Raw genomic sequence first — 25882 nt, 5'->3', positions numbered from 1 at the left:
GTATACCCGCAGCTTGACAAGCTGGTAAACAAAGTTTTGAGGTGATATTATGAGTCAATCAATCGGACAGGATTTTAAACTGTTTTCTTTATTAAAATTTGCACTGCCATCCATGATTATGATGGTGTTTATGTCGCTTTATACTATTATAGACGGCGTATTTATATCAAGGCTGCTAGGAAGCAACGCGCTGTCCGCATCCAATATTGTCTATCCCGCCATTAATATACTGATCGCTGTCGGGATTATGCTGGCCACGGGAGGAAGTGCGGTTGTTGCTAAAAAAATGGGCGAAGGTAAAAGTAAAGAGGCAAAACAAAGCTTCACGCTCCTCGTCATAACAGGCGTCCTCTTTGGGGCCGCAGTATTGATATTCGGCAATGTCTGGATTACGCCGCTTGTGGAATTACTCGGCGCAACCCCAAAAATCATGGCCGACAGTGTTACTTACCTCAGTATCCTGCTCTATTTTGCTCCGGTCTGTATGCTCCAGATGCTGTTCCAGACCTTTTTCGTAACAGCGGGCAAGCCACAGATCGGGCTTGTGATAACAATCTTAGGCGGTATCGCAAATGCCATTCTGGATTATGTATTGATGGGGCCCCTTCAGATGGGGATCGCAGGTGCTGCCATTGCAACCGGCATGGGACAGATGATTCCCGGAGTCATCGGAGTCCTTTACTTTTTGATTACCCGGAATGATTTATATTTCGTCAAACCCACATTCAATATGAAGGTTCTTCTGAACAGCTGCCTGAACGGTTCCTCTGAAATGGTTACCAATCTTTCCACTGCAATCGTGACATACCTGTTCAATATCATCATGTTGAAGATGCTGGGCGAAGAAGGTGTCGCTGCTATCACAATCGTGCTATACGGCCAATTCCTTTTCAACGCCCTGTATATGGGATTCTCAATGGGTGTGGCGCCGGTTATCAGCTTTAATTACGGCAGTGGCAACACCAAGAGGCTGCGCAGGATTTTCAAAATATGTATGCTGTTTATCGCTGTCTCCTCCGTAGTCATCATGGCCTGCGCACTGGCTGGCTCTGACCTGATCGTCGAAATATTTACTCCACGAACAAGCAGAACCTTTGAAATCGCTGCCACAGGCTTCTTCCTGTTCTCTTTCAATTATCTGTTTGCAGGAATAAACATCTTTGCATCTGCGATGTTCACTGCACTCTCAGACGGGAAGGTATCGGCAGCCATCTCTTTTATGAGAACATTTGGTTTCCTTGTAGTCAGTATCCTTCTGCTGCCCCGCCTGATCGGTGTTAACGGCGTCTGGCTATCTGTTCCGGCCGCGGAATTTTTAACCGTATTTGTATCAGCAGGATTCATCTGGTGCAAGAAGGGCGTTTACCATTACGCCGGGACACATAAAAAACAGCCGGCAGCCAGACTCTCTGGAGACAACATTTAGTGCATAAAAGCAGGGTATCGTGCTGTACCCTGCTTCTGCATAAGTGTGATGATATAGGCCGGAGAAAAATTTAAAAAAGTTTTTAATTTTTCTTGACAAATATATGTCCTATGAGTATAATAATCAAGTGACTGGTAATTGAGTCACAAACAAATAGGGGATTGGTCAAGTGGTATGATAGGGGTCTCCAAAACCTTTGGTGGGAGTTCGATTCTCTCATCCCCTGTATTACAAAGTGCCGGAAGCCTTGAATTTTCAAGGAGTCCGGCATTTTTCATTTTCCGAAAAATTCCTATGTAGTCAAGGATATAGTCAACTAGGAATCACTCCTAAAATGAGATAGCATTTTCAATCCTAAGGGAATTACTCAATATGATTTATATACCTGACCATGTATTTTATAATTTTAATCTCCATTGCCTTACTATTCTGGTCAAGCATATGCGAAATTGTAGAATAAGGTATACAAAGTGCTTCCGACGCACTTAATAATGAATCATAATTCATGTTAAATAGACTAACCTGAATATTGTTTAAACCCAATATTGACTTAAATATATCCATATCTATCCCTCCCGTAGTTTAAATATTTCTTGATAATATCATCTCACCCAAAATACATAAATCACTTAATCGTGTATTTCTTTACTAAAATTCATATAGTTCATCAAAAGATGAGTTATCTCTTCTGTTCTATATAGATATTTTTATAATTTTGTTCTTTATATCTATATAAAATGACAGAATCAAATTATCATACATATTTTTCTTTATTTATCTTTCCATTACTAACAATAATAAAACTCGTAGATTGTCGCATTTATTATCTTAAAATAACTTGTTTAACCCAGTTTATTAACCTCTCCTATTTTCTCTTATTACTAATTAATGAACAAATGCTGTCCATAAAACAAAAATTTTGTAATTAGATGGGTAATCTCTCTTTTCTATAAAATTATTTTTAGGAAATTTAGAACTGAAGCCAGACGAAATTAGGCCATACTTATAAGTCCAAATGTTCAACAGCCTCTAAATAACTTATTGTTTTTCTAACAGATAATTTTTCACGTAATTATGTACCATTTCTGCTGTTTGATATTGTTCCTCTGCTTTTTCTTTGGAAGCTATATAGAAATCATCATAGTCACTTTTCTCACGTAGCTGTTTTAATGTTCCTAAGCGTCTGCCTAGTTCTCGTGGAAAAATTTCTGTTGCAATATAATTTTTATTAAAATATGCTATTACATCTTTGTGACGTTTAAAGTCAATAGTCCCTATTGCCAGTACCGCCTTTATAGAATAAAAAGTAGCATAATAAGAGCGGTTAATAGAATCTTTAAAAAGTCCTTCTTTCAAGCAATGCCCCGCAACCTTTAAACTGTCTTCTGATTCTTTAAGGCGATATTTACTTAACTCCATCTGCCTGCTATTCATCTAAAACTACTCCTTCCTTCTGCACATTATTATAAAATGGTACCGCCCCGAGCCAATAATTGAAATGATCTTCATTCTTAATAACTACGCTAATATCTATCCCATAGTCCATCTGAAAATCAAATGCCAAATCAAATACACGAGTTTCTACCTTTTCAATTTCTTCATCCGTAAGAGTAGTCAAAACCATGATATCAATATCTGAATTTTCCCTAAAGTCTCCACGCGCGTATGAGCCATATAAAATCGCTTTAGTCAGCCTGTTTCCAAGTATAGACTTTATCCCACGTGTAAACTCAAGTAAAATATCATGCGTGTTTTTCTGCATTAGCCTGCTCCTTTCCCAATAGTTGATGTTTCTAATTCACAATAAGATTATAACATTTATGCTCTGGTTATTCAAATCATCACCCATTCATGATACTTTTTTTATAGTATTAGAATGAAAAAATGCTGCCAATTACATTCCTTAACTGGCAGCAGACTTAATTAAATGCATTTTTTAATTTTTTATGCTATGGTCATTCTTTTTATCCACTACTGCAGCACTGTCTGTGACAGCATCGCTTCATCCAGCGCCGTCATATCCTCCTGCGGAATCTCATAGATGTCCCCTTCCCCCCGGTTCACATGCACGGTTATGACCTCAGTCTCCCCATACTGGAGCCCTTTCTCCAGATCCTGATTCAGAATTTCATAATATAACTCGTAGATATGATTCTGCATCTCTTCGTCAGAAGGCATGGTGGCCCCGTTCATTACATCATTGCTGACCTGGGTTGCATATTCCTTTGCCTGATTCTGAAAGTCTGTATATGTATCGTCAAAAATAGTCAGCGGCTCAATCGACACATCGACTGTAAAGTTCCCATTGTCATCTTCCTTGGCCTCGCTCACTGTATATTTTACATTTCTGATCAAATCCCCGAACAGCTGACGGTATTTGTTTTCCAGCTCGTCCGGCAGATTCAGGTTTTCAAATTCCTCCATCGTGGCATCCAGATTTTTTTCAAATATCTTGTCCGCCGCATCCTTTGTGGAGCCTGTCAGCTCGATATACTGCTGTGCGTCGTTCTTATAAGTAACATCCAAAAGTGACTTCGTGTATCCGCCTGCATCGAATTTCCCGACACATCCAACTAACAGAGCGAGCATAAATGCTGCAAGCAGTACCGCTATGATCCGTTTCTTCCTATACATATAATCTTCCTCCTAAATTAAGCTTGTCAGGGCCGTCTGGTCCTTGTCCGGAAGATTATAGCATTATCCCTTTGTTGAAAAAGATAAAAGTCTGTCAGCCGTCTTCATATTCTTTTATATCTTGTATTTATACTTCAACACATAACTATTTCTGCTGCTGAAGCCCAGCATTTTCCATCTAGGCCGTCATTCTGAGAAGAATCCCTTCGATAAATTTCTTGGAACTGATCCGCCCCGGCTCTGAAGAGGAGTCTTTTAAGTGCCTCATCCCTGCCCTTACCTGCCCGAAATCAAACAGCAGGTTCGCATAATCTGCAAACACAGGGTCATAATAGTCCTCTGCCCCCATCTGTGCAATATTGTCCAGAGCCTTCAGCATGATTCTCCTGATTCTCTGTTCCAGTGCTTTCTTATTGGAAGCAAGCTGGTCTGTTCCATATAGTTCACCAGCTACTTTTTCATATATTTCCTTCATCTGGTAAGACTTTTCCACCTTCTGGTATTCCAGTATGGTGAAAATAATCTTTTTCAGTTCATCAATCCCTTTCATCCCCCAGATTCCGATATCAGAGCATATCTTTTGATATCTTTCATTCAGCACATTTCTACTAACCGACGGTGCGGACTGAATGCCCATAAGTGCACCTTGAATCGTATCCATAGATTTCTGGAGGTTTACCAGTTTAGCCACATTCGAGATTACACTGATGACCTCGATGGCATTGAGCGGTTTGTTAATATAGAACATAATCCCTCTCTCGTAGGCTTTTTCCATCATCACGGGGTCATCAACCTGTGAGATCATGATTACTTTTCCTTTGAAACCGCCCTGAATGATTTCCTCCAGAACGTGGATCCCATCCTTTCCCGGGAGAAGCAGGTCCAGAAGTACGATGTCCGGCTGTGCAAACAGGATTTCTTCCGCCGCATCCTCCCCAGAGTCCTGAATCCCGGTAATTCTTCCCAGATCCTCCCTGCGGATAAAAAGTTCCAGCATTTTCTGTATATTTTTGTCATCATCTACTATAAATATAGAAGGTTTCATCTTCTACCCCTCCGTCTTATGCCCCATATTTACCATTACAATTCCTTAAGTGGAAGCAGCACCGTGAATTTTGTGCCCTTTCCCGGCGCACTCTCTACTTCTACCGATCCATCCAGATGCCTGATTACATTTGCCACATGGCACAATCCGATCCCTGTGGACATCTGCCCTGTTTCTTTATCATATTTCGTAGAAAACCCGGCTCCCCAGATATATTCTTTCGTATCCTCATCCATCCCGCATCCGTCATCTGCGACCTCCAGTTTCAACATCTGGTCCTGTTCCTGAACAGTAAGGCTGATATGTCCGTTCTCTTCGCAGGCATCCATACTGTTTACAAGCAGATTATTTAAAATCGTAAATATATCATAATAATGTTGTATCTGCATCTCAGACTGATTCCTCAGCTTAAATGACAACATCCTGCCCCGCTCATTTATCTGACGTTTCGTATTGTCTTCAATTATCCGCAAAATATAAGAAAGCTTCATGCTTTTCTCTTCATGCTCGTGTACAAGTGATGAGATTCCTTCCACAATCCTCTGGTAATCCTTACGGATCTCGTGCGCCTCTCTTGCAATATCAAGCGCCGGCTGTCCATCCTGCCCTTCCACCTCCAGATTCTCATAAAGCTGGTGGCTCTTTCTGGTCAGTTCATTCAAATCTTCCATCGATTTCCTCAGGTAAAAGGATTCTGCATAGATATCTGTCACGATCTGGTTCAACTGTGCATAATGGCTCTGATGTTCTTTTTTCCTCAGATACAGGTGTTCCCATTCATACATCCAGTACAGCATCCAGACAAGCACACCGCGTATCACTGCTACAAGCGCAGAATCTACAACCGCCGCACCGTCAACATGTCCCATAAGCACGAGCTGCACTGCATTCGCGGCAAAATCGCAGAAAATCATTCCTGCCATAAGCTTCGACTTCCCACGCTCCCTGAAAAGCCTGACACAAATACACAGGATCAGGCTGTACACACCATAATAAAAAACAGCCGGGATAAACATATCTGAAAATGTAGTTTTTCCGGTTGCTGCACCGATTACACCCCGCAGCAGGCACGCCGTCACTGTCATGGAAAATGTCAGCGGTATCACGCAAATGGATGGATAAAATAAAAGCAGTGCCGTTAAAACCGGCGTCCCCAGAGAGACAACATAACTCGAATAGGCAAATGGCGCAATGTAAATCTGACAGACAAGTCCCAGCAGAATTCCATAGCAAACTGCCCTGATCCGCTTATTTTTTAAAATCCCCGGTATTGAAGTCATGCCTCCACCTCCCATTGGTCTACCTTTAAGTATACAGACGTGGCCGTGCTGCCGCAAGTGTTAAATTATTATCGCATTGTGCAATTTTATATTTTCCAGAAATATTTTTGTAGTTTTTTGTAGGTTATTACTAATATATAACGTAGAGAGACGAACGGATTAAAAAGAGATTTGCAATTGAAAGGAGATTCTAATATGAAAAAGAAATTTAAAGTGTCACTGCCATTCCTGATTATGCTGGGTATGGTACTCGGTATTCTGGGAGGAATCCCATTCCAGAAGAATCCCGAGTTCGCAGTCGAGTATATCAAACCATTTGGTACACTGTTTCTGAATCTGATTAAAATGATTGTTGTCCCTGTTGTATTATGTTCCATTATCAGCGGAGTTATTTCCATGAAGGATATAAAAAAAGTCGGTTCTGTCGGACTTAAAAGTGTATCCTTCTATCTGGTGACCACGGCAGTTGCAGTTACACTTGGTATGGTTTTCGCCAATGTGAGCAAGGTTGGAACAGGCTTCAACCTTGCAACAGAAGCACTCACATTTGAGAGCGTTGAAACACCGAGCTTTATGGATACCCTGCTCAATATATTCCCCTCAAACGCAGTAGAACCACTTGTTTCAGCTACCATGCTTCAAGTAATCGTACTGGCGCTCTTCTTCGGATTTGGAATCATTCTCGCCGGGGAAAAAGGAGAACCTCTGGGACGGCTGATCGACAGCATGACAGATGTCTGTCTTCAGATTATGGGGATCATCATCAAACTATCTCCGGTTGGTGTATTTGCCCTTTTGCTTCCTGTAGTTGCAGAAAACGGCCCATCCGTCCTGCTTCCATTATTAAAACTAATTATCGTTATCTACCTTGCGTATATTTTCCATATGGCTGTTGTATTCTCTTTCACAACAAAGACAATGGCCAGAATGTCACCACTGGCATTTTTCAAAGGAATGCTGCCCGCTATGACTATGGCATTCTCCTCATCCAGTTCAGTGGGCGCACTGCCGCTGAACATCGAATGCAGCCAGAAACTGGGAGCCAAAAAAGAGATTACCAGCTTCGTACTTCCTTTAGGCGCTACGATTAACATGAACGGAACCTCCATCTATCAGGGCGTATGTGCAATCTTCATCGCAAATGTATTCGGCATCCACCTGACACTGACACAGCAGATCATGGTTGTGCTCACAGCCACACTGGCCTCTGTAGGTACAGCAGGTGTTCCCGGCTCCGGAGTTATCATGCTCTCTATGGTACTTCAGAGTGCCGGCCTTCCGTTGGAAGGAATCGCACTGATTGCCGGAATTGACCGTATCCTTGATATGGGACGTACCGTTGTCAACATTACCGGTGACGCAAACTGTGCCATCTGTATCTCAAAGGCAGAAGACCGCAAAGCAGCACGGAAAGCCGCCAAGGCCGCTGCGGGCGGTACGGTACACGGAATGGAATTCCCGGAAGTCCCAATCGCCGAAGTTCCTGCTGAATAAATCCAAAGGGGTCAGACCCCTTTGAAAAAAGAAACAAAAAAGATACCCGGACAATTTTCAATCTACTGTCCGGGTATCTTTTAGTTCTAAATTGTCTCTCGCCGCATATATGCCGTGAGCTGTCTCTGATTCCTGATAACAATCGTTTTATCTCTGTACTTCTCCCTGACTTGTCTGTAATTGTTCCTTTGCCTCCGATCGCGGCCTTTACCTAATATCCAGATCAGAAACTCCAGATCCAGCTTTTCCGGACAGCCGGGCGTCATAGATTCCCTTGTTTTCCCACGGTATCTGTATAATCTTTTCATTACACGGAACAGGCAGGCAAAACGGTTAAAACACATCATGATAATCCTGTCTGCTTCTTCCAGTCTTCTGTCGTACAACAGACCGGTATAATTTCCCTCAATAATCCATGAGCTATTCCGGTTCATAAATTGGCAGACAATGTTTGCCTCCTCTTCATGCCTTCTCTCCTGCCATTCAGGAAGCCAGTGTACGCAGTCCAGATGCAGAACCTCTGTGTGGTGCTTCTCTCCAAGAAATCGTGCCAGTGTGGACTTTCCACATCCGCTGTATCCTATAACCGCCGTCTTCATTTCGATTTCCTCCGTCAGTATTAACCGATAAATCCAAAATAAATGATGATAATGATACCAAGTAATATTCTGTAAACACCAAATATCTTAAAGTCATGCTTGCGGATATAGCTCAGAAGCATTCGGATTGCAAATACAGATACTACGAAGGAAACTACTGTGCCTATAATTAAGAGCACCCACTCTGTACCACTGAACATCCCCACCTTCAGGAAATATTTGATCAGCTTCAGCCCGCTTGCACCTGCCATAACAGGTATTGCAAGGAAGAAGGAAAACTCACTGGCCACATAGCGTGAACATCCAAGCAGTACCGCACCGAGTATCGTTGCACCACTGCGGGAGGTCCCGGGAATAGCCGCCAGTACCTGAAAACACCCTATAAAAAAGGCCGTCTTAAATGTCAGTTCCCCCAGAGACCGCATAGAAGGACGTCTCTTCATATTCTCGATCACAATAAATGCGATACCGTATATAATCAGGGTCGCAGCGATTATATAGACACTGGACAAATAATCCTCCAGAACCATGTCTAGTGGCATCCCGACAATAATGATCGGTACACAGCCAACGGCTACTTTCTTCCACAGGTCAAAAGTTTCTTTCTTTTCCCGCCTGCTCTTATGTGCTGAAAACGGATTGAGCTTATGAAAAAATAACACCAGAACCGCCAGAATAGAGCCGAACTGGATGACGACCTTGAATACTTCAAAAAACTCCGGTGTCGAGGTCATGGGCCATATGTTGTCAAATAGAATCAAATGCCCTGTACTGCTGATAGGAAGCCATTCAGTAATCCCCTGGATTATCCCAAGAATGACCGCCTTCAAAATTTCAATAAAGTCCATGTTTAACTTCTCCTTTCCACATCGGTCTATTGTAATCTAGTTTTCAGGAAAATGCAACAGGGAGTCCCTTTCAGTCATGAAACCTTCAAAATATTCTTTTTCTCCTCCATTTTTCTGCATCTCAATTATATGCATATTGATGCTTTTATCAACTAAATAAAGTTTTAATCAACCAATTAAATGCACATAATATAGTACACTTATAGTGTAAGGAGAGTTGTTATGGTAGAATTTGGAGAAAATTTAAGAAATCTAAGATTGCGAGATAAATTAACACAGGCACAGCTGGCACAAAAGCTGGAAATGACAAAGTCTGTCATCAGTGCCTATGAGACCGGACTTCGTTTTCCATCGTATGATGTCTTAATTCACATAGCGAAGATTTTTAAGGTATCTACAGATTATCTCCTTGGTGTTGAAAACAGACAGGAAGTTGATTTATCCGGACTATCCAGTGAAGAAATCATTGCATTGAGAAATTTAATAAAAGCTATGAAAAAGAAATAATGTCGTTACAGTACGTTCCTTATCGGTTATGCACTGTAACGACTTTAGTGATGCACATATTTTCCTTATGAATACCATCTGACTGCAGGCAGCTGGTTATTAATCCCTTTCGTCACCAATATCTGATGCAGGTCAATCACTCCATTTCTGAATGTCGCCGCACATGAAGATAAATATAAATCCCACATCCTTGCAAACCTGTCATCAAACATTTTCCGGACCTCCGGGATATGTTTCTTATAATTTTCTTCCCAACAGAGCAGTGTCTTATTATAGTGAAGTCTCAGATTTTCTATATCGAGAGTATGAAAATTATCCTCCGCCATATCAGAGAGCATTTCCCGCAGACTCGGTATCATGCCGCCGGGAAAAATATATTTTTTAATCCAAGGGTCACCCGGGTGTTCTTTTAACGCACTGATAAAATGCAGGAGGAACAGCCCGCCCGGTTCCATAACCTGATTTACACAGTCCAGAAACAGCTGGTGATTGTCACGTCCAACATGTTCTACCATCCCCACGCTCACAACCCGGTCAAACTTTTTTCCTGTCTTCGGCAGATCACGGTAATCCATCAACTCTACCGACAACAGGTCTTCCAGTCCTTCCTCCTGAATGCGGTGCCTAAATTCTCTGTACTGCTCTTCACTTAATGTGATCCCAGTGCCATGCACCTGATACTTCTTAGCCGCTTCAATCAGAAGAAATCCCCATCCGCATCCGATATCCAGCAGGTTCATTCCTTCCTTTAAATACAGTTTCTCCAGAATATGATCCACTTTATTGACCTGAGCCTGATAAAGCGTATCGTCTTCCCGCCGGAAATATCCGCAGGAATAACTCAATGTTTCGTCCAGCCATAACTTGTAAAAATCATCTCCTATATCATAATGGCTGCGCACTTCCTTCTCCTGATTCTTCTTTGCCGGAGAAGAGAAAATCAGCTTCTTCAGCGCTTTCTGGTCCGTAGAGAATTTATCCATCTGCCCTAAGAAATGATTCAGCGCCTCATAAAGGTTTCCCTCGATCTCCAGATTTCCGTCCATATAGGCTTCCCCCAATGCGAGGGACGTACTTGTCACCAAGTCTTTGATGGGGATCATCTTATGGATCTTCACCGTAAAGGTGGGTTTCCCCTCCCCGATTAAGTATTCTTTGCCATTCATTTTCACGAGAAACGGCTGCTCGTCAAATTTCCTCAAAAATGATACTAACACGTTTTCTTCCAGCATTGTTCTGCCTCCTTTCAAAAGGAGTATTGCCATTTTATGGGAGGATGATGCACATGGAAGCATAAAAAGGGATCAAACCTTATTTGAACGTTGTGCAGATCATCACGGTTAGAAATCTACTTATCAGCATCTCGCCATCTAACCTCCTTTATCATATACTTTGTATTTTTCTACTTATCTTCTTTTTATAATTAACCATGTGTAGCGTTCATCTATATCTATATGAATCTTCATACTTAAGAAAACACAACGTCCACTGTTTATATCTTTGTAGTATAGAGTAAAGGATTTACTTTGTTCTTTTAAAAAATAAAACGACTGATGTAATTCAGCCGTTTCATCTTTATCTCACATAAAAATATATTCCATTATAAATTCCTCCGCATTTTCATCAATGATCTGAAAACCGGCTTTCTTATACATACTCAAAGCATAATTGTCCTTCTGCACCGCGAGAGAAACTTTTCTATAACATTTACTCCTCAATAGCTGTAGCATTTTATGCATTAACTCACTCCCGATACCGTATCCACGATATTCTTTATATAGAGAAATGGCAAATTCAGGCGTCCCATCATCGACACTGCCATACCCGGCAATGTTCCTTACCCACACAGCACCGACTAACCTGTTATCAATTTCAGTACACAGGCAGTAATCATCTGGCAGCATGCCAAAATCTTTAATATAGACCTGTAATTTCGGATTAAGAATTATTTCTCTGGGGACAGGATCATCTCCCTCTCTCTGGAAAATTGCTTCGTATAGAAAATCATCAAGATATTGATACTCATCTTTTCTCATTTCCCTTATTTTATAGTTCATTATTCCTCCACATTTTCATGTTATTAACTACAGGCCACAATACTGGAGAATCTTGCTTATCTTCTCGAGCGTGTTTGATAAATCATGTATACGGCTGATTGTCCCAATTCGCGAGATATTTGAGCCGAATTTTTGAGGCGTAGTGGTTCTACGTTGATAAAATTTGGCTCAAATAGGGCGTGAAGTGGGGCGGTCAGACGTGTACAATGAATTATCTAACGCGCTCTAGTCTTTTGGTACGCGGCAAGAGACACCATATACAAAATCAGACTCAATCCGGCAATTGGATGATATATCCCCGTTATTAAAAAAGCAATACCAGAAATCATTAAAACTAACAGTGAAACTATTGTTAAGCTGAGAAATAAACGGTTCATAAGGCACCTCCATCTAAATTCGATCCACGTCCCCACGAGGGGAACGACTGTACTTGTTGATGATATTATTAAGTACATACATAATTTCAATCCACGTCCCCACAAGGGGAACGACGGTGTACGGTTCCGGTACAATGCAGTTGGTGATGTATTTCAATCCACGTCCCCACAAGGGGAACGACGGAATCTTTGTATAGGTTTGTACGCAAAGGGGAAATTTCAATCCACGTCCCCACAAGGGGAACGACTTAACCTGTATAATCATATGATCCCTCAACTCCATTTCAATCCACGTCCCCACAAGGGGAACGACCAGAAGATCAAGACATCTGTCTGGCGGTCCGAAAATTTCAATCCACGTCCCCACAAGGGGAACGACTAAAATCATGGGGCATGCCGGAAAAGATATTAACATTTCAATCCACGTCCCCACAAGGGGAACGACTCTGATCCCGTCATTCATTAATGAGCTGATATCGATTTCAATCCACGTCCCCACAAGGGGAACGACAGGAGCGAATGATTATGATAGGATATAATATAAGATTTCAATCCACGTCCCCACAAGGGGAACGACTGCAAAATAGACAATTTCTTCTCCAAATATTTAGTCATTTTCACCTAAACATCTGATTAACTTATCTACTTTACGCTCATTTTCTCTTCATTTTATTTACAGGCACACTCAATTTGTGCATTTTTTCTGGTGCGAATCCCCCAGTGTTTTTATGTTCACTTCTGGTTCGCACCACATAATTAATATCTGGTCAACTGCAATTCTCCTAATTACAATCCACAATTCCTCTATAGAAAAATCTACCTTCTCCTTAAATTTTATCCCTTTTCCATCTCCAATACAACCTTAAATTACAATATCCACTCGTAAACCTGTCTTCCCGGTTACTGTGCACATCCTTCTGGTGTGACAGTAACCGCATCAGTTCATTAAAAGCCACCTGTGGCAAGGGTACTATGTACCAGCGGCTCATGTTCATCAAGGAGCATCGACCCTATGCTAAGCCCATAGCTGTATCCCCTCGACTGTTAAATATATATTCTGTTATTCCTTATACCCTTTCCTCAACGCAAATCATTTTCACATCATATTTGGAAAGTATCTCACCCCCGCGAATTGTTTCCCCTGACAGCATGTCTTTGCATCCTGCAAAACAATCGGGCATTTCTATTTCATCATCTTTGAAGTTGATTACAAAGTAATACTTATGTCCACCCTTCTTCCTGCATGTGATTTCCAGTCCGGTTTCGATTTCAACAGCAGGCTTCACCTTTGCATCACCTGCTGCCATCTCCATCACTTTTCCAAGGCCATCTTCATTCATATTGGTTCCTATGTAATATACGATTCCATTTCCATACTGATTTCTTGTAACAGCCGGGCTTCCTGCATAAAAATCAGATCCGTAATTTCCGACAGATTCTGCGCCCCTCAAATGGATGATATCGCAGACCAGCCTGCCTGCAGCCTCCTCTCCATCATTGAAGACCACTGAATTTGTCTGCTCCGGCGCCAAAGCGTCAATTTCCTCAACCCAGATGCCTGCCATCCTGCCCAGAGGTCCCGGATAGCCACCCAGATGAACATTGTCAGACTGGTCCACAATACCACTCATGTATGTCGTAACAAGTATCCCGCCTTTTTCCACAAAAGCTTCCAGAGCTTCCTGCATCCCTTCTTTCACCATATAGAGTACAGGCGCCACCACTACTTTGTATTTACTGAAATCTGCGTCATAAGGAATCATATTTACCGCGATATTATGTTCATAGAAATACTTGTAATATTGATGAATCTGTTCGACATACTTAAGATCCACCGTAGGACCGCTTGTATATTCAAGAGCCCAGTAATTATCCCAGTCAAAAATGATCCCGACCTCTGCCTCATTGACCGCTCCAAGCGTTGTGTCCGCCAGTTTTTCCAGTTCCGCTCCAAGCTGTTTCACTTCCCGGAATACCCTTGTATCTTCATTTCCTACATGTGCGATCACTGCACCGTGGAATTTTTCACAGCCTCCCACACTACGGCGGAGCTGGAAAAATTGAATTGTATCGGCACCATGCGCTATCGTCTGATAGCTCTGGGCACGCATCTGCCCCGGTTTTTTCAGTGAATTATACGGCTGCCAGTTCTGCTGGCTGGGTGTCTGTTCCATCAGCATAAATGGCTGGTCTTTTAATCCACGCATTAAATCGTGGCGCATCGCCGTCTGGCTCCACGGTGTATCATAACTCGGATAATTATCCCAGGATACAATATCCATCTCTTTTGCCCATTTAAAATAATCGAGCCCCTTAAATGTTCCCATCAGGTTTGTCGTAATCGGTGTCTCTTTGTCATACTCACGGACTGCATCGCGCTCCATAACATAATTGCCAAGAAGGCTGTCAGAATTGAATCTGCGGTAATCAATCGAAATACCGGCAAATGCTGTCTTATCATTCTCCAGACCTTCACTCAGTGCATTCGGCAGTACAACTTCATCCCAGTCATATATGGTATGCCCCCAGAATTCGAGATTCCACGCTTTATTCAGCGCTTCCAGCGTCTGATACTTTTTCCTCAGCCAGACACGGAACGCTTTTTCGCATTTTTCGCAGTAGCACTCCCCGCCGTACTCATTGTTAATATGCCAGCATGCAATATGCTTATTGCTTCCGTAGCGTTTTGCCAGCTCTGCTGCAAGTGCTTTTGCATATTTTTGGTAAACAGGTGAATTCGGACACGCATTATGCCGCTGGCCAAACTTATGGTGACGGCCTTCATAGTCCGTCCTTGCTACTTCTGGATACCGCTTTACCATCCAGGCCGGCAGAGCCGCCGTCGACGTCGCAAGCACAATATCATAGTTCTCCCTGCCCAGCATTTCAACAATTTCATCCAGTTCCTGAAAATCATAAACTTCTTCTGCCGGCTGAATCCTGGCCCAGGAAAATACATTAATTGTTGCACTGTTAATGCGTGCATCTTTAAATATCCTCATATCCTCATCCCAAACATCTTTTGGCCATTGATTCGGATTGTAGTCCCCGCCATATAAAATTCTTTTAAACTTGTTCTCCATACCATCCATCTCCTTATAAATCTTATCAATCTAATGCGATTATATTATGGATAGACAAAGTATTGTGTAATATGTTAAGCTAAATAATATAAGATATCGAAACAGGAGATAATCATGGCAATCTATTTTAGAAACATCCCGGTCACGGAACCATTTACTTTTGACTCGGTAGGCAGCCACTGGGTGCAGGAAAGTACCTCCCGTCCAAAAGGATACCCCCTTTACCATTACCTCCAGTCCGAAAAAGGCACCGGGAGAATCTTCATCCAGGGCAAAAAGTTTTTTCTTCATGAAGGAGAAGGTGTCTTAATTGCGCCTTTTATCCGCCATTCCTATGCAAAAGAAACGAATGAATGGCATACTTTATTTGCTACTTTTACGGGTACAATTGAGAGCAGCATCTCCAGACTGCTTGGAAACAGGCAATATATCTTCATAGAAAAAGAACAGGGCGCACAGATTGAGGCCCTGATCTCTGATGTTGTAAAAAAATATGAAAATCCGCCGCTGGATGTCATAGCCCTGTCATCGGACTGTTACCGCCTGCTGATGTATTTTGCAGACGGCGTCTATACCCGCAGCTTAATGGACGACCCTCTATATCAAAGGTATGTCGCCCCTGCAATACAGGATATTGAAACAAACTATCCCACTGAACTCACCGTGCAGGAGCTCAGCCGCAGGGTTTACGTCACCCCGCAGTATCTGTCCCGGCTGTTCCAACGATTTCTTGGATGTTCTACTTATGAATACCTTACCATTTACAGGATCAACAAAGCGAAAGAACTCCTTCTCACAAACCCGCGCATGGAAGTTCAGGATATTGCACAAAATGTAGGTTTTACCGATTCGAGTCACTTCATCTCCATCTTCCGGAAAATGGCGGGAATGACGCCTCTTGGATTCCGGAAACTGAACTGATACAGAATGTCCTTAGCTAACTTATATAAAGGATCTGTACATCCCCCAGTATCCGCCTGATTTCAGATCTGAGAAAAAGCTCCGCCTCCTCTCTTGCCTCATTTCTGTAACAATAGCGCCCTCTTCCCCGGCCGGTCATCAATTCTTTATCATATAAATCGACCGCTCCGGGAAATGCATCACCATTGATGGCACGGTGGACATATGAGTAAGTCATCAGAATAATTTCCAGAAACATTTGTTTCTTTACTTTACTGCTAAGTCCGCTTTTTAGTTCTTCAAGTAGTCCTGTATACATCGTCCTCCAGCCATCCATCAATATAACCGGCGCAATCAGTAGTCCGCAGGGATAGCCTGCCTCACACATCTCGTTTACGGCATCTATCCGTTGCTTCAGATTCGAAGTACCCAGCTCAATCCGTTCGATAACTGGCTGCGGATTTACACTCATGCGGAAGATTACCTTCCCCCTGTGTGAAAGGCCAAGCAGCGGCTCTACCATATGGAATTTTGTCGGAAACGTAATCTTCCCGGTCCCTTCTTCCGCAAATCTTGGTATTGTATACAACAGGTTATTTGTAATTGTATTTTCCAAAACAAGGTCGCTGTTACTGCCAATTTCAAATGTCAGTTCTCTTTCACTCTTTTTCCCCTGCCTGACCAGGCGGTCCATCATCTGTTCCCTGTTAACGAACAGACGCAGATACGCACATTTGTTATAATTGCAAACTAAATAGCAGTACAGGCACATGGCGGTGCAGCCGGAGGAGGTATAAGGTACCAGATAATCCGACACCTTATGGTTCTCCACATATTTATGCGTTTTCCGGGTTCCGATAATCAGATTCCGCTTCATACGCCCAAACTCAGAATTCGGTTTCTCCTGCATTTCTTTTATGGAATTATGGCTCTCTATCGGAATCCACGGCAGAGCTGCAAATTGTTCCTTCAATTGTTTCCCCAGAGGATATGTTAAACTGCCGGGTTCAAAATAAACTGCGTCAAACTTCATATTCAGGTCCATACCTTTCCGGTGAAGGAAACGTAATTTTCATCCTTCACTTTTTTCTTTATTATGTACCTTTTCCATGAAATTTACAGATGGACTTCAGAAAATTTTGATATCAAACTTATACGCCTTACATTTGCCCGCCTCAACCAACTGAACGTTTCTTTTTTCTTCAAACACGTCACCTTCATCACTGCAGGTAGAGAGTCCTGTCCAGGGTTCCAGTGCCACGAACGGCCCCTTATTTGCCGTGGACCATAATACGAGATATGGAAAATCAGCAAATGCCAGCTCCACCCCTTTTTCATGCTTTTTTGAGCAAAGCTTTACATTTCTGGACTTCAGTTCATCCAGAATCACTGCATCCCGTGAAAACAGATCATGGTTTAACTGCAGTTCCTGCTGGTGATTCAGGAAACCGGCCCTGCGCCCCATATCAATCAGACCTGTCTCCGTTACAGGATACGGCACACTGCACGTCTCCTTCTCTGAAAAAACAAGACGGTAATCATCATAGTTTTCCCCCGGACAGAGAGGGCAGTTAAATCCCGGATGTCCGCCGATAAAGAACGGCATGACTTCGGACCCTCTATTTTCCACACAATATTCTGTTATCACTCTGTTTTTCAACAATGTATATCGGATTCCAAGCTTAAAATGATAGGGATACTGCTGCAGCATTTCTTCATCGCTTTCAATGCTGAACAAAACACTGTCTTTTTCCTTCTTCTCACAGATAAATTCTCTCTTTCTGACAATCCCATGTCTTGGCATCTTTGTTATCTGATTCTTACCTATCCTTGCAGAATCATTCCTTAAACTCCCACATATCGGGAATAAGACAGGCGCCTGCCCACTCCAATAGTTTCTGTCCCCCTGCCACAGGTATTCCAGTCCATCCTTCGTCTTTATAGACGAAAGCGCTCCACCCAATGACTGAATCTTAACGGTTAACTCTTCATTTTCTAAAATAAATTCCATTATCTGATCCCTACCTTATACTTTTATTTACTGTTATATTAGCACCTCTCTTGTAAAAAAAACAGTTTAACATTCTTCACACAGTTTGCAAATAATTAATTTGGTTCTTTCGCCTAAACGGGATTTAAACATTTCACTTTATATTTCTTTAAAGCCGACATTTATCCATACAAACTAACTGAAATTTTTGACATATATTTACATATTACCTGAAAATACTGTATAATATAAACTATATTATAATCAAAAGGGAGGAAACCGCTATGAAATATCATCATTTTACAGAGCAGGAAGTACTCGATAAGTCACGTGAACTGTCGTACGCACTCGTAGGCCGCCGGATACCGGAATTTATCGACCTTTTAGATGAGAACTTTGTCTGGATCGGGGATTACAATGTACAGTATACGAAAGGAATCCAGGAATTTTTAAAGCAGGTGGAATCAGAATGTGCCCTCTCGGCCATTGAAATTTCACATGAGGAATACAGCATGCTGATCCATGAACGTCAGACCTGGATCACCTATGGCAGATTCACTGCTTCCGCATCAATGCCTGACAGTTCTCTTCTGGCCGTTAAAATGCACTTTACCTTTGTATGGAACCAGCACAAGGATTTTCTGAAGCTGATTCACGCTCATGCCACCCACGCAGCTGATGCAACATTCCTGTCCAGTGCGTTCGAGGCTGCTCACGCCAATACACCGCAGGCTTTGTTCTTCGACCGTATGCATATTGAAGAACTGACAGGAGGTGATCTTACAAAGATCCGGATAAAGGATCTGGATGGGAATGTCCGTTTTCTGTTCCCTGCAGAAATTTTGTATATCAAATCGAACGATAAATTATGCACCATTTATACAGAAAGTGGGGCATTTGTTGCACGGACATCTCTTAAAAATATGGAACATCCCCAGTTTCTGCATATCCACCGCAGTTATCTGGCCAACCTGAGGTATATCCAGTCTATACGGCGGTATAAGGCAACACTGACAGATGGTACACAGCTGCCAATCGGAAAGGAACGATATGTAGAGATACAAATCCAACTTACGGGTGAACGGAATAGGGCCTGACCAAGGCTCTATTTTTTTACAAACGGCGGATTTTTCTTTTCTATTGACATCTTGTAAATTTCTGTGCTAATATTAGTCCGTAAACAGACTATTATTTATGGAGGGCTTCTTATGAAGACATCTTTAGAACAAATCAAATTATATACCACACTATGGCGTGAAACGACAAGCCTGTATGAAGACTGGGCAAAACGGCATGGCCTGTCTTACTATGAACTTCTGGTCATACTCTCACTCTCCGAATCGGAAGGAATCTGTAAACAAAAAGACATCTGCCGGGAATGGGTACTCCCCAAGCAGACTGTCAATACCATCCTGAAGCATTTCATGGAACGTTCCTGGGTCACACTTGTGCCTTCTGAAGAGGACCGCCGCAATAAGGATATCCTCCTGACAGATGCGGGTAATGAATTTGTCCAGATTGCAGTCAATGAACTGCAGGCACATGAGTGTGCTGTCTGGAACTCACTCGGCCAGGAAAAATCCCGTGCCCTGATAGAAATTACTGCCCTTTATAACAAATTATTCAAGGAGGCTGATACTGATGAACCTACGTAAAGAATTTTTCCGCTGCGTTATTCCGTCTATGTTTGCATTTGCACTTTCTGGGGTATACGCAATTGCAGATGGCTTTTTCGTTGGAAACGCACTGGGGGACAGTGCTCTTGCCGCTATCAATGTCGCCTACCCTCTCACTGCTTTTTTGCAGGCCGCCGGCACCGGGCTTGGAATGGGCGGCGCAGTTGAATATGCTATAAGCCTCGGAACTAATGACCATACCCGGGGCAGACAGTATTTCGGCATGTCACTGATCATGCTTGTCCTGTCATCCATAATTCTGACACTGATATATCTGCCTGCCGCCCCGGCCATCTTACAGTTTTTCGGCGCTTCGGGTGATATTCAGGTGCTTGCTGAAGAATATGTTCTATATATTACCTATGGCGCAGTTTTCCAGATACTCGGCACCGGTATTGTACCATTCATAAGGAATATGGGCAGTTCCATCGCTGCAATGCTTGCAATGACTGCAGGTTTTTTTACTAATATCATTTTGGACTATCTGTTTGTGTGGAAATATCCTCTCGGAATGACGGGGGCTGCAGCAGCTACCGTCTGCGGTCAGGCAGTTACCTTCCTTGTATGTCTGATCTGCCTGTTTATAAAAAAAGAGGTCCCTCTGTTCCATTTTCAGGGACACAAGGTTTCATTCGTAAAAAACATACTTAAGGTTGGACTCTCCCCGTTTGGACTTACTTTTTCACCTAATATTACATTAATTCTGATCAATAAGAGTGCCGCACTAACCGGTGGGACACTGGCTGTAACATATTATGCACCGGTCAGCTATATTTCCTGTATCGTCCTATTACTGCTACAGGGAGTCAGCGACGGGTGCCAGCCTCTCTTAAGCCTTTCCTACGGGGAAGGTAATGTCCAAAAAACAAAGCAATTCCGGAATATGGCTTATCGTTTCGGGTTACTCACAGCATTATTCAGTTTTATTGTCTTATTTTTTGCAGGAAGGAATGTTGCGGAATTATTCGGTGCTTCCGGTACGATTGCCGGAAATGCCGCCCGCATACTGCCTGTCTTTCTCCTCGGTTATCTATTTGTCAGTATTTCGAGGATAACGACAGCTTACTTCTATGCAACCGGAAAAAATATGTGGGCATATATACTGATATATGGGGAAGTATTCTTCCTATTTGTACTGCTGCTTTTTCTTCCCAAAATAGCAGGCATCTCCGGAACCTGGTTCTCCGTCCCTGCCTCGCAACTGTTTGCGATGATGCTGAGCCTTCTAATTATCAACAGGCAGCCTGAACCATATAAACATGTCACGGCAAGGGCAGACTAAACCAATAGTTCACATCCTGCATGCTATCCGCTCAAAAGGGCATCATATATGACAAATTGTTTTAGCCATATATAATGCCCTTTGTGACTCTGGAATTATTTTCCGCATTTCATTTTCTAGCCATTATCATTTTTACTTTATTATAAGTGCTTTCTCTTTCTGTACACAAGCATAAGGATCAATACTGCTGAAATCGTAACAAGGCCGCCAAACAATGCCACCTGTGTTGTATCACCGGTCTTAGGTGTACGGTTGTCTTTCTCAAAGGTGACATAAATCTTATGATTACCCTGTACATTTGAGAACGTATAACGGTTATTGCTTACAGAAACTGCCTTGCCGTCTACGGTAACCTTTGACACGCGGTATCCTTTATCCGGAGTAAATTTGAACTCACAGTCTTTTCCTTTTTCCACGTCTACACTGCCTTTTGGTTCAATCTTACCATTTGCTCCTGCTTCTGCTGTAATTGTATAAATCACCTTTTTTGCAATAACCTTAAATTCCGTAGTAATCGTATTCGTCTCGCCCATAGATACCCAGCCGCCTGTGGTCCACTCTTCAAGCTGGAAAGCAACTCTTAACTTGTAATTACCAGGTGTTGTATACTTATAAGTGTATGAATACGGTTCCTTGTCCCAGTTCTTAAAAGATTTTCCATCCCAGCTCCAGGATTTCGGCGCCCATCTCGTATCACCGGCCAGAGGAGATGCATTCTCCATACCGACACCGGCCGCCGTAAATGTGAGTGTTGTTCCTTCCTCATATGAACCACCCGGAGTAATACCGGTTATCTTTGCACCTTCGAAACGAATAACCGTCTTAAAGGCTGCAGCTGCACTAGCTGCGCTTTCCATATCCATATCCGGATTATATTTCATCCGTGTAATAAACGAATATGCTGTATTCGGCTTTAATCCGTCAAACACTGCACTGTCCTGCCAGACTGCACTGCCATCTGCCATCAGTATTGCATACTGCTGCTGGTCAATAGCTTTTAAGGTAATGGATGTATCTGTCCTTTTCTGTAATTCCGGAGCTGCCGGAGCCGCTGCCGCACTTTGAAGTGTCGTAACCTTCAGTACATCACTGGATAATCCCTGCATCTGTTCCTTTTCATCAACTTTACGTCTGGTAACAAATTGATACTCTGTCCCCGGTGTAAGCTGATCAAACACTCCTGTTGAATTCCATGCAATATCTGTCGCAGAAGTCAGCCTTCCAAATTCAAGAGTTTCTGGCTCTTTTTCCCCGTCCGCTGCCTTCAAGGTAATTCCTGTATCTGTTTTTTCTGCCAATTTCGGCGGATATTGAGGCTTTTCAGGTGCAGCCTTCAATGTCTTCATGTTAGTAGGATCACTGTTTTCACTTGCAGGATAAACATTATTATCATAGGTGCCTGCCGCAATCCGAAGGTAAAACTTATATTCCGTATTCTCCGTCAAGCCTTTAAATACTGGATCTTTCTGGAATTTTATACCATCGATACTGTACTCATAATTATACTTTGTATCTGCATCTTCCGGCAGCTTCAGTGTGATTTCTACATCCTTTACTTCTGATACAACCGGAGCAGACGGTTTCGGTAACGTTTGGTTTGATGACAGCTTGTCTGGTACCTTCGTATTATTATCATTTACAGGGACATTACCTTCCGGCTGACCATCTGTCTGACTGATAACTTCGTCTGACTGATTCTTATTATCCTCTTCCTTAATCTTCTCCCCGCCTGTCGGCGTCTGGGCGGAACCAATCGGGTCTTGTACATTCGGTATATTTTCTTCCGGTACCTGAACAGGATCCTGCGTACTTCCAGATTGTTCCTGACTGTTGTCCGGTAAATTCGATGCCGGTGTATTCTGATTTTCCGGTATCTGGACATTCTCAGCCTTCTTTAATGTCTGCACTGTAATCTGGTTCACTGCCTCGGTACTTCCTGCCAGTCTGCAGCCAAACCGATACTGGGTCTCTGCCTGAAGGCCTTTAAATATAACAGTCTTATTCGTCCTGTCATACTGCCCGGCCTCCGCCCATTTCCAAGTCTTCACATTATCCTTTTCCGTCTCTATGGCATATTCGTAATTATCTTCTGCTTTTAATGTAATACTATCAGTTGTCTGAACGTTCACAGTTATTTTCTTTACGTCCTTACTTTCAGCACCGGCTCCTGTCTCTGCAGAAACCGGAATCACCGGCAACATACACGCCGCCCCCGTCAAAACAAAAGCCAATGCAAGCGCCAATCCACTTCTACACTTCCGTTTCATAAATCTCACCTCCTTCAGAGATTATATCTGAATACGAACATTACCATACAGACTCTTTCTTGATTATATTATAACAGAGATTACAAATAAAAAAAGCTGTATAGTTTAAGTTTTTCTTAATTTTTTCTGTATATTTGCTAATATAACCATTTTATTCTGAAAACGGAGTGTATAGGGGTCTGACCCTTCTGCACTCCGTTTTCAGAATCTTCTTAATATTTAAAGTATAAAAAATAATGATTTTTAGATATTTTCCATTAAACGTCTTCCATCTCCGGTCATTATCTTAAGGCGGTCATATTCCTTCTTAAGCATTTTCATCCCGCTCTCTGTTATGATATACGATTTCCTACGCCCCTCTTCTTCAGTAAGTCTTATGATTTTATTCTTCTCAAATTTCGACAGCATAGCATAAAGTGTTCCCGGCCCTACTTTCACTCGTCCTTTTGATATTTTTTCTACTTTATCCATAATATCAACGCCGCAGCATTCTTCCAGCAGGGCCAGTAAAATATAATACATCGGCTCTGTCAACGTCTGAAATTGTTCTCGTGCCATATTATACCTGCCTTCTATTTATTATATACAACTTACATGATCTCTCCTAATTTCAGTTTCATACGGATTATATCGATTTGTTCCTCATCAAGTGGATCATTTGAATATAAATACAGGAGCTTTTCCTGATAAAGTACAGTATAGATACTTCCCCGGCTCCCGCTGCATACAGCAGCTTCTGCCCGCCACTCCTGCGTACAGTCCCTCGCTCCATCTGTTTTATCCAAGTGCTGTTTCCATATTTTATTCAAAATCCATGAGTGGCTGCTCTCATAAACGTAGTACCATAAGCTGTCGCTGCTGTCCCCTACGGAATTTGTTGTCTCGTCATAGCGGACCAGAAAATAGGACATAGAACCTAAAACTCCCTGAAAATGTCCCTCATCTGTCAGATCAATTTTTCCTGTTATCTCTTTATAATCTGATTGTAATAAGGGGATCTCCTGCATCGATAGATTATTTATCTGTTGGTCTCCTGCTGTTATTGCTATAAAAACAATAACAGGAATTATCACCATTAACAGGCCAAGAACTCCTCCTATCTGAAATATCCAGTTATCAGCCCTGGAAGGCCTTCGTACAGCTATCACGGCTGTGATAAGAAAAATAATCGAAACAAACACAAGTACAATCACTGCTAAATAATAATATTTTTGAATACATGCAATCACAGAAGCAATTGTTATTACAAATACCCACATATAATTTCGAAAAAAACGTGCTGCCGCCTGAAACTTACCTCCATAATAGGGAATATTGCCTACTGCAATCTCTGCCTTTTTCTTATGTCCTTCCAGTATCATGACAAAACATTCCAGAATCTTCGTTATACTTCCAACAGTAACCGCAAGTATTAAGAAGAGCATAAGGTCAAAAAATATCCATCTTTCAAAATTGATTGTTAAAAACTCTAACCAAATGAGAATTGTGATAAAAAGCATGCCTATGGAATCTGACACCCATTTCCTCCATCCGGCTTTCTTTATATTTTGAAGACGTTCCTCTTGTGTTACAATTGGCAGTGCATCTTCTTGTTCCCGCCGAAACACACAAAACCTCTGCTTGCTGTCAATGAACTTCCATCCTGCTGCTTCACAATATTCCGCATATTCCTCCGTGTCCGGTTCAGGCCTTGTATCCATCTCACTTCCTTTTGGAAAAGCCTCAACATCATAGTAGTAATCCCTCGATTCTCCCCTCTCAAAAATCAATCCCAGCTTCCATTCCACAAAATGCCATCCTTCCGCAGACATATTGTGCAAATAATCACCAAAAGAATCACATTCCCAGTAATGAAACCCCTTTAAAACCCTTTTCCTATTTCTCATGAGAGCGCCTCCTCCCGTATTATCGAGTATCGATATTTCTATTTATATTATAATATCGATACTCGATAATGTCAAGTTGCAAAATTCTGACAATGAAGTACAAGGGGGTCAGACCCTTTTGCCCTCCGTTTTCAGAATTGTTTATCAATTTGGAGAAAAAATGCATAAAAAAACGATACCTACTGGTACCGTCTCCCTCATTCCATCTGTATATATACCTTCAAAACCGCATACAAAGAATCTTTCCATCCATTTCCTATCACCCTGTTTGGTTATGCCCTCGACCTATTAGTAACAGTCAGCTCCATGCGTTGCCGCACTTCCACCTCTGCCCTATCTACCTCGTCGTCTTCAAGGGGTCTTACTAACTTGACGTTATGGGATATCTCATCTTGAGGGGGGCTTCACGCTTAGATGCCTTCAGCGTTTATCCCTTCCCGGCTTGGCTACTCTGCTATGCTCCTGGCGGAACAACAGATACACCAGCGGCCAGTCCAACCCGGTCCTCTCGTACTAAGGTCAGCTCCTCTC

23 protein-coding genes, 1 tRNA gene, 1 rRNA gene and 1 CRISPR repeat array are annotated in these 25882 nt (G+C 42.3%); of the genes, 8 read left to right on the top strand and 17 right to left on the bottom strand.

Going from position 1 to position 25882, the window contains the following annotated elements:
- The first annotated feature begins 49 nt into the window (after positions 1-49).
- A complete protein-coding gene (locus A8806_RS19920; protein WP_109732927.1) occupies positions 50-1426 on the top strand; it encodes an MATE family efflux transporter in 1377 nt (458 codons plus the stop codon).
- Between the two features lie 155 nt (positions 1427-1581).
- Positions 1582-1652: transfer RNA gene (locus tag A8806_RS19915), tRNA-Trp, on the top strand.
- A gap of 137 nt (positions 1653-1789) precedes the next feature.
- Here A8806_RS19915 and A8806_RS19910 read toward each other — a convergent pair.
- The 6 genes from A8806_RS19910 to A8806_RS19885 form a co-directional block, all read right to left on the bottom strand.
- Positions 1790-1990, bottom strand: a complete 201-nt coding sequence (locus A8806_RS19910) for a hypothetical protein (RefSeq protein WP_109732926.1) — start codon at positions 1988-1990, stop codon at positions 1790-1792.
- Positions 1991-2464: 474 nt separating this feature from the next.
- Positions 2465-2860: a HEPN domain-containing protein gene (locus A8806_RS19905; RefSeq protein ID WP_109732925.1), complete on the bottom strand. Its 396-nt coding sequence runs from the start codon at positions 2858-2860 to the stop codon at positions 2465-2467.
- A complete protein-coding gene (locus A8806_RS19900; RefSeq protein WP_109732924.1) occupies positions 2853-3188 on the bottom strand; it encodes a nucleotidyltransferase domain-containing protein in 336 nt (111 codons plus the stop codon). Before A8806_RS19900 ends, A8806_RS19905 begins: the two co-directional genes overlap by 8 nt.
- A gap of 209 nt (positions 3189-3397) precedes the next feature.
- On the bottom strand, positions 3398-4060 hold the full coding sequence (locus A8806_RS19895; RefSeq protein WP_109732923.1) for a hypothetical protein: 663 nt from the start codon (positions 4058-4060) through the stop codon (positions 3398-3400).
- A gap of 178 nt (positions 4061-4238) precedes the next feature.
- Entirely contained in the window at positions 4239-5105 is an 867-nt protein-coding gene (locus tag A8806_RS19890) for a DNA-binding domain-containing protein (protein ID WP_109732922.1), read from the bottom strand.
- A 35-nt stretch (positions 5106-5140) separates the two neighbouring features.
- Positions 5141-6385 carry a sensor histidine kinase gene (locus tag A8806_RS19885; RefSeq protein WP_181368802.1) on the bottom strand — a complete coding sequence of 415 codons (1245 nt, stop codon included), beginning with the start codon at positions 6383-6385 and terminating at the stop codon, positions 5141-5143.
- A 195-nt stretch (positions 6386-6580) separates the two neighbouring features.
- Here A8806_RS19885 and A8806_RS19880 point away from each other — a divergent pair, with 195 nt between their 5' ends.
- On the top strand, positions 6581-7879 hold the full coding sequence (locus A8806_RS19880) for a dicarboxylate/amino acid:cation symporter (protein ID WP_278321133.1): 1299 nt from the start codon (positions 6581-6583) through the stop codon (positions 7877-7879).
- An 86-nt stretch (positions 7880-7965) separates the two neighbouring features.
- Here A8806_RS19880 and A8806_RS19875 read toward each other — a convergent pair whose 3' ends face one another.
- Complete coding sequence (locus tag A8806_RS19875) at positions 7966-8478, bottom strand: P-loop NTPase family protein (protein ID WP_109732920.1); 513 nt, start codon at positions 8476-8478, stop codon at positions 7966-7968.
- 20 nt (positions 8479-8498) lie between these two features.
- Positions 8499-9326: an undecaprenyl-diphosphate phosphatase gene (locus A8806_RS19870; RefSeq protein ID WP_109732919.1), complete on the bottom strand. Its 828-nt coding sequence runs from the start codon at positions 9324-9326 to the stop codon at positions 8499-8501.
- Between the two features lie 222 nt (positions 9327-9548).
- Between A8806_RS19870 and A8806_RS19865 the strand changes: the two genes are divergently transcribed.
- Positions 9549-9833 (top strand): helix-turn-helix domain-containing protein, encoded by a 285-nt coding sequence (locus A8806_RS19865; protein WP_109732918.1) that lies wholly within the window; start codon positions 9549-9551, stop codon positions 9831-9833.
- 65 nt (positions 9834-9898) lie between these two features.
- Here A8806_RS19865 and A8806_RS19860 read toward each other — a convergent pair whose 3' ends face one another.
- From A8806_RS19860 to A8806_RS19850, 3 genes are all read right to left on the bottom strand, one after another.
- The gene (locus tag A8806_RS19860) at positions 9899-11065 is read right to left on the bottom strand and encodes an SAM-dependent methyltransferase (RefSeq protein WP_109732917.1); all 1167 of its coding nucleotides are present in this window, start codon (positions 11063-11065) and stop codon (positions 9899-9901) included.
- 348 nt (positions 11066-11413) lie between these two features.
- Entirely contained in the window at positions 11414-11890 is a 477-nt protein-coding gene (locus tag A8806_RS19855) for a GNAT family N-acetyltransferase (protein ID WP_109732916.1), read from the bottom strand.
- A gap of 393 nt (positions 11891-12283) precedes the next feature.
- Positions 12284-12844: direct repeats of the CRISPR family, unit length 32 nt; unit sequence ATTTCAATCCACGTCCCCACAAGGGGAACGAC.
- Between the two features lie 490 nt (positions 12845-13334).
- Positions 13335-15350, bottom strand: a complete 2016-nt coding sequence (locus tag A8806_RS19850) for a beta-galactosidase (RefSeq protein WP_109732915.1) — start codon at positions 15348-15350, stop codon at positions 13335-13337.
- A gap of 114 nt (positions 15351-15464) precedes the next feature.
- Between A8806_RS19850 and A8806_RS19845 the strand changes: the two genes are divergently transcribed.
- Complete coding sequence (locus A8806_RS19845; RefSeq protein ID WP_109732914.1) at positions 15465-16271, top strand: AraC family transcriptional regulator; 807 nt, start codon at positions 15465-15467, stop codon at positions 16269-16271.
- Positions 16272-16287: 16 nt separating this feature from the next.
- On the opposite strand, the gene A8806_RS19840 is transcribed toward A8806_RS19845, so the two are convergent.
- Both A8806_RS19840 and A8806_RS19835 read right to left on the bottom strand, forming a co-directional pair.
- Positions 16288-17283 (bottom strand): SPL family radical SAM protein, encoded by a 996-nt coding sequence (locus A8806_RS19840; protein WP_109733048.1) that lies wholly within the window; start codon positions 17281-17283, stop codon positions 16288-16290.
- A 96-nt stretch (positions 17284-17379) separates the two neighbouring features.
- Positions 17380-18261: an aldose 1-epimerase family protein gene (locus A8806_RS19835; protein WP_109732913.1), complete on the bottom strand. Its 882-nt coding sequence runs from the start codon at positions 18259-18261 to the stop codon at positions 17380-17382.
- Positions 18262-18524: 263 nt separating this feature from the next.
- Here A8806_RS19835 and A8806_RS19830 point away from each other — a divergent pair, with 263 nt between their 5' ends.
- The 3 genes from A8806_RS19830 (at position 18525) to A8806_RS19820 (ending at position 21198) form a co-directional block, all read left to right on the top strand.
- Positions 18525-19337, top strand: a complete 813-nt coding sequence (locus A8806_RS19830) for a LytR/AlgR family response regulator transcription factor (protein WP_109732912.1) — start codon at positions 18525-18527, stop codon at positions 19335-19337.
- 111 nt (positions 19338-19448) lie between these two features.
- Positions 19449-19895 carry a MarR family winged helix-turn-helix transcriptional regulator gene (locus tag A8806_RS19825; protein WP_109732911.1) on the top strand — a complete coding sequence of 149 codons (447 nt, stop codon included), beginning with the start codon at positions 19449-19451 and terminating at the stop codon, positions 19893-19895.
- On the top strand, positions 19882-21198 hold the full coding sequence (locus A8806_RS19820) for an MATE family efflux transporter (RefSeq protein WP_109732910.1): 1317 nt from the start codon (positions 19882-19884) through the stop codon (positions 21196-21198). The genes A8806_RS19825 and A8806_RS19820 overlap by 14 nt, the downstream gene beginning before the upstream one ends.
- Positions 21199-21338: 140 nt before the next feature.
- Here A8806_RS19820 and A8806_RS19815 read toward each other — a convergent pair whose 3' ends face one another.
- From A8806_RS19815 to A8806_RS19800, 4 genes are all read right to left on the bottom strand, one after another.
- Positions 21339-23465, bottom strand: coding sequence for an InlB B-repeat-containing protein (locus tag A8806_RS19815; protein ID WP_109732909.1), 2127 nt, complete (start codon positions 23463-23465; stop codon positions 21339-21341).
- Positions 23466-23708: 243 nt separating this feature from the next.
- Positions 23709-24023 carry a PadR family transcriptional regulator gene (locus A8806_RS19810; RefSeq protein ID WP_109732908.1) on the bottom strand — a complete coding sequence of 105 codons (315 nt, stop codon included), beginning with the start codon at positions 24021-24023 and terminating at the stop codon, positions 23709-23711.
- A gap of 32 nt (positions 24024-24055) precedes the next feature.
- Positions 24056-25351 (bottom strand): DUF2812 domain-containing protein, encoded by a 1296-nt coding sequence (locus A8806_RS19805; RefSeq protein WP_109732907.1) that lies wholly within the window; start codon positions 25349-25351, stop codon positions 24056-24058.
- A gap of 268 nt (positions 25352-25619) precedes the next feature.
- Positions 25620-25882 (bottom strand): 23S ribosomal RNA (locus tag A8806_RS19800); the annotation flags it as partial.

The organism is Faecalicatena orotica (assembly GCF_003149245.1).
GTDB lineage: Bacteria > Bacillota > Clostridia > Lachnospirales > Lachnospiraceae > Faecalicatena_A > Faecalicatena_A orotica.
Note: the sequence above shows the minus strand (reverse complement) of the source record. Positions and strands in the feature narration are given on the sequence as shown.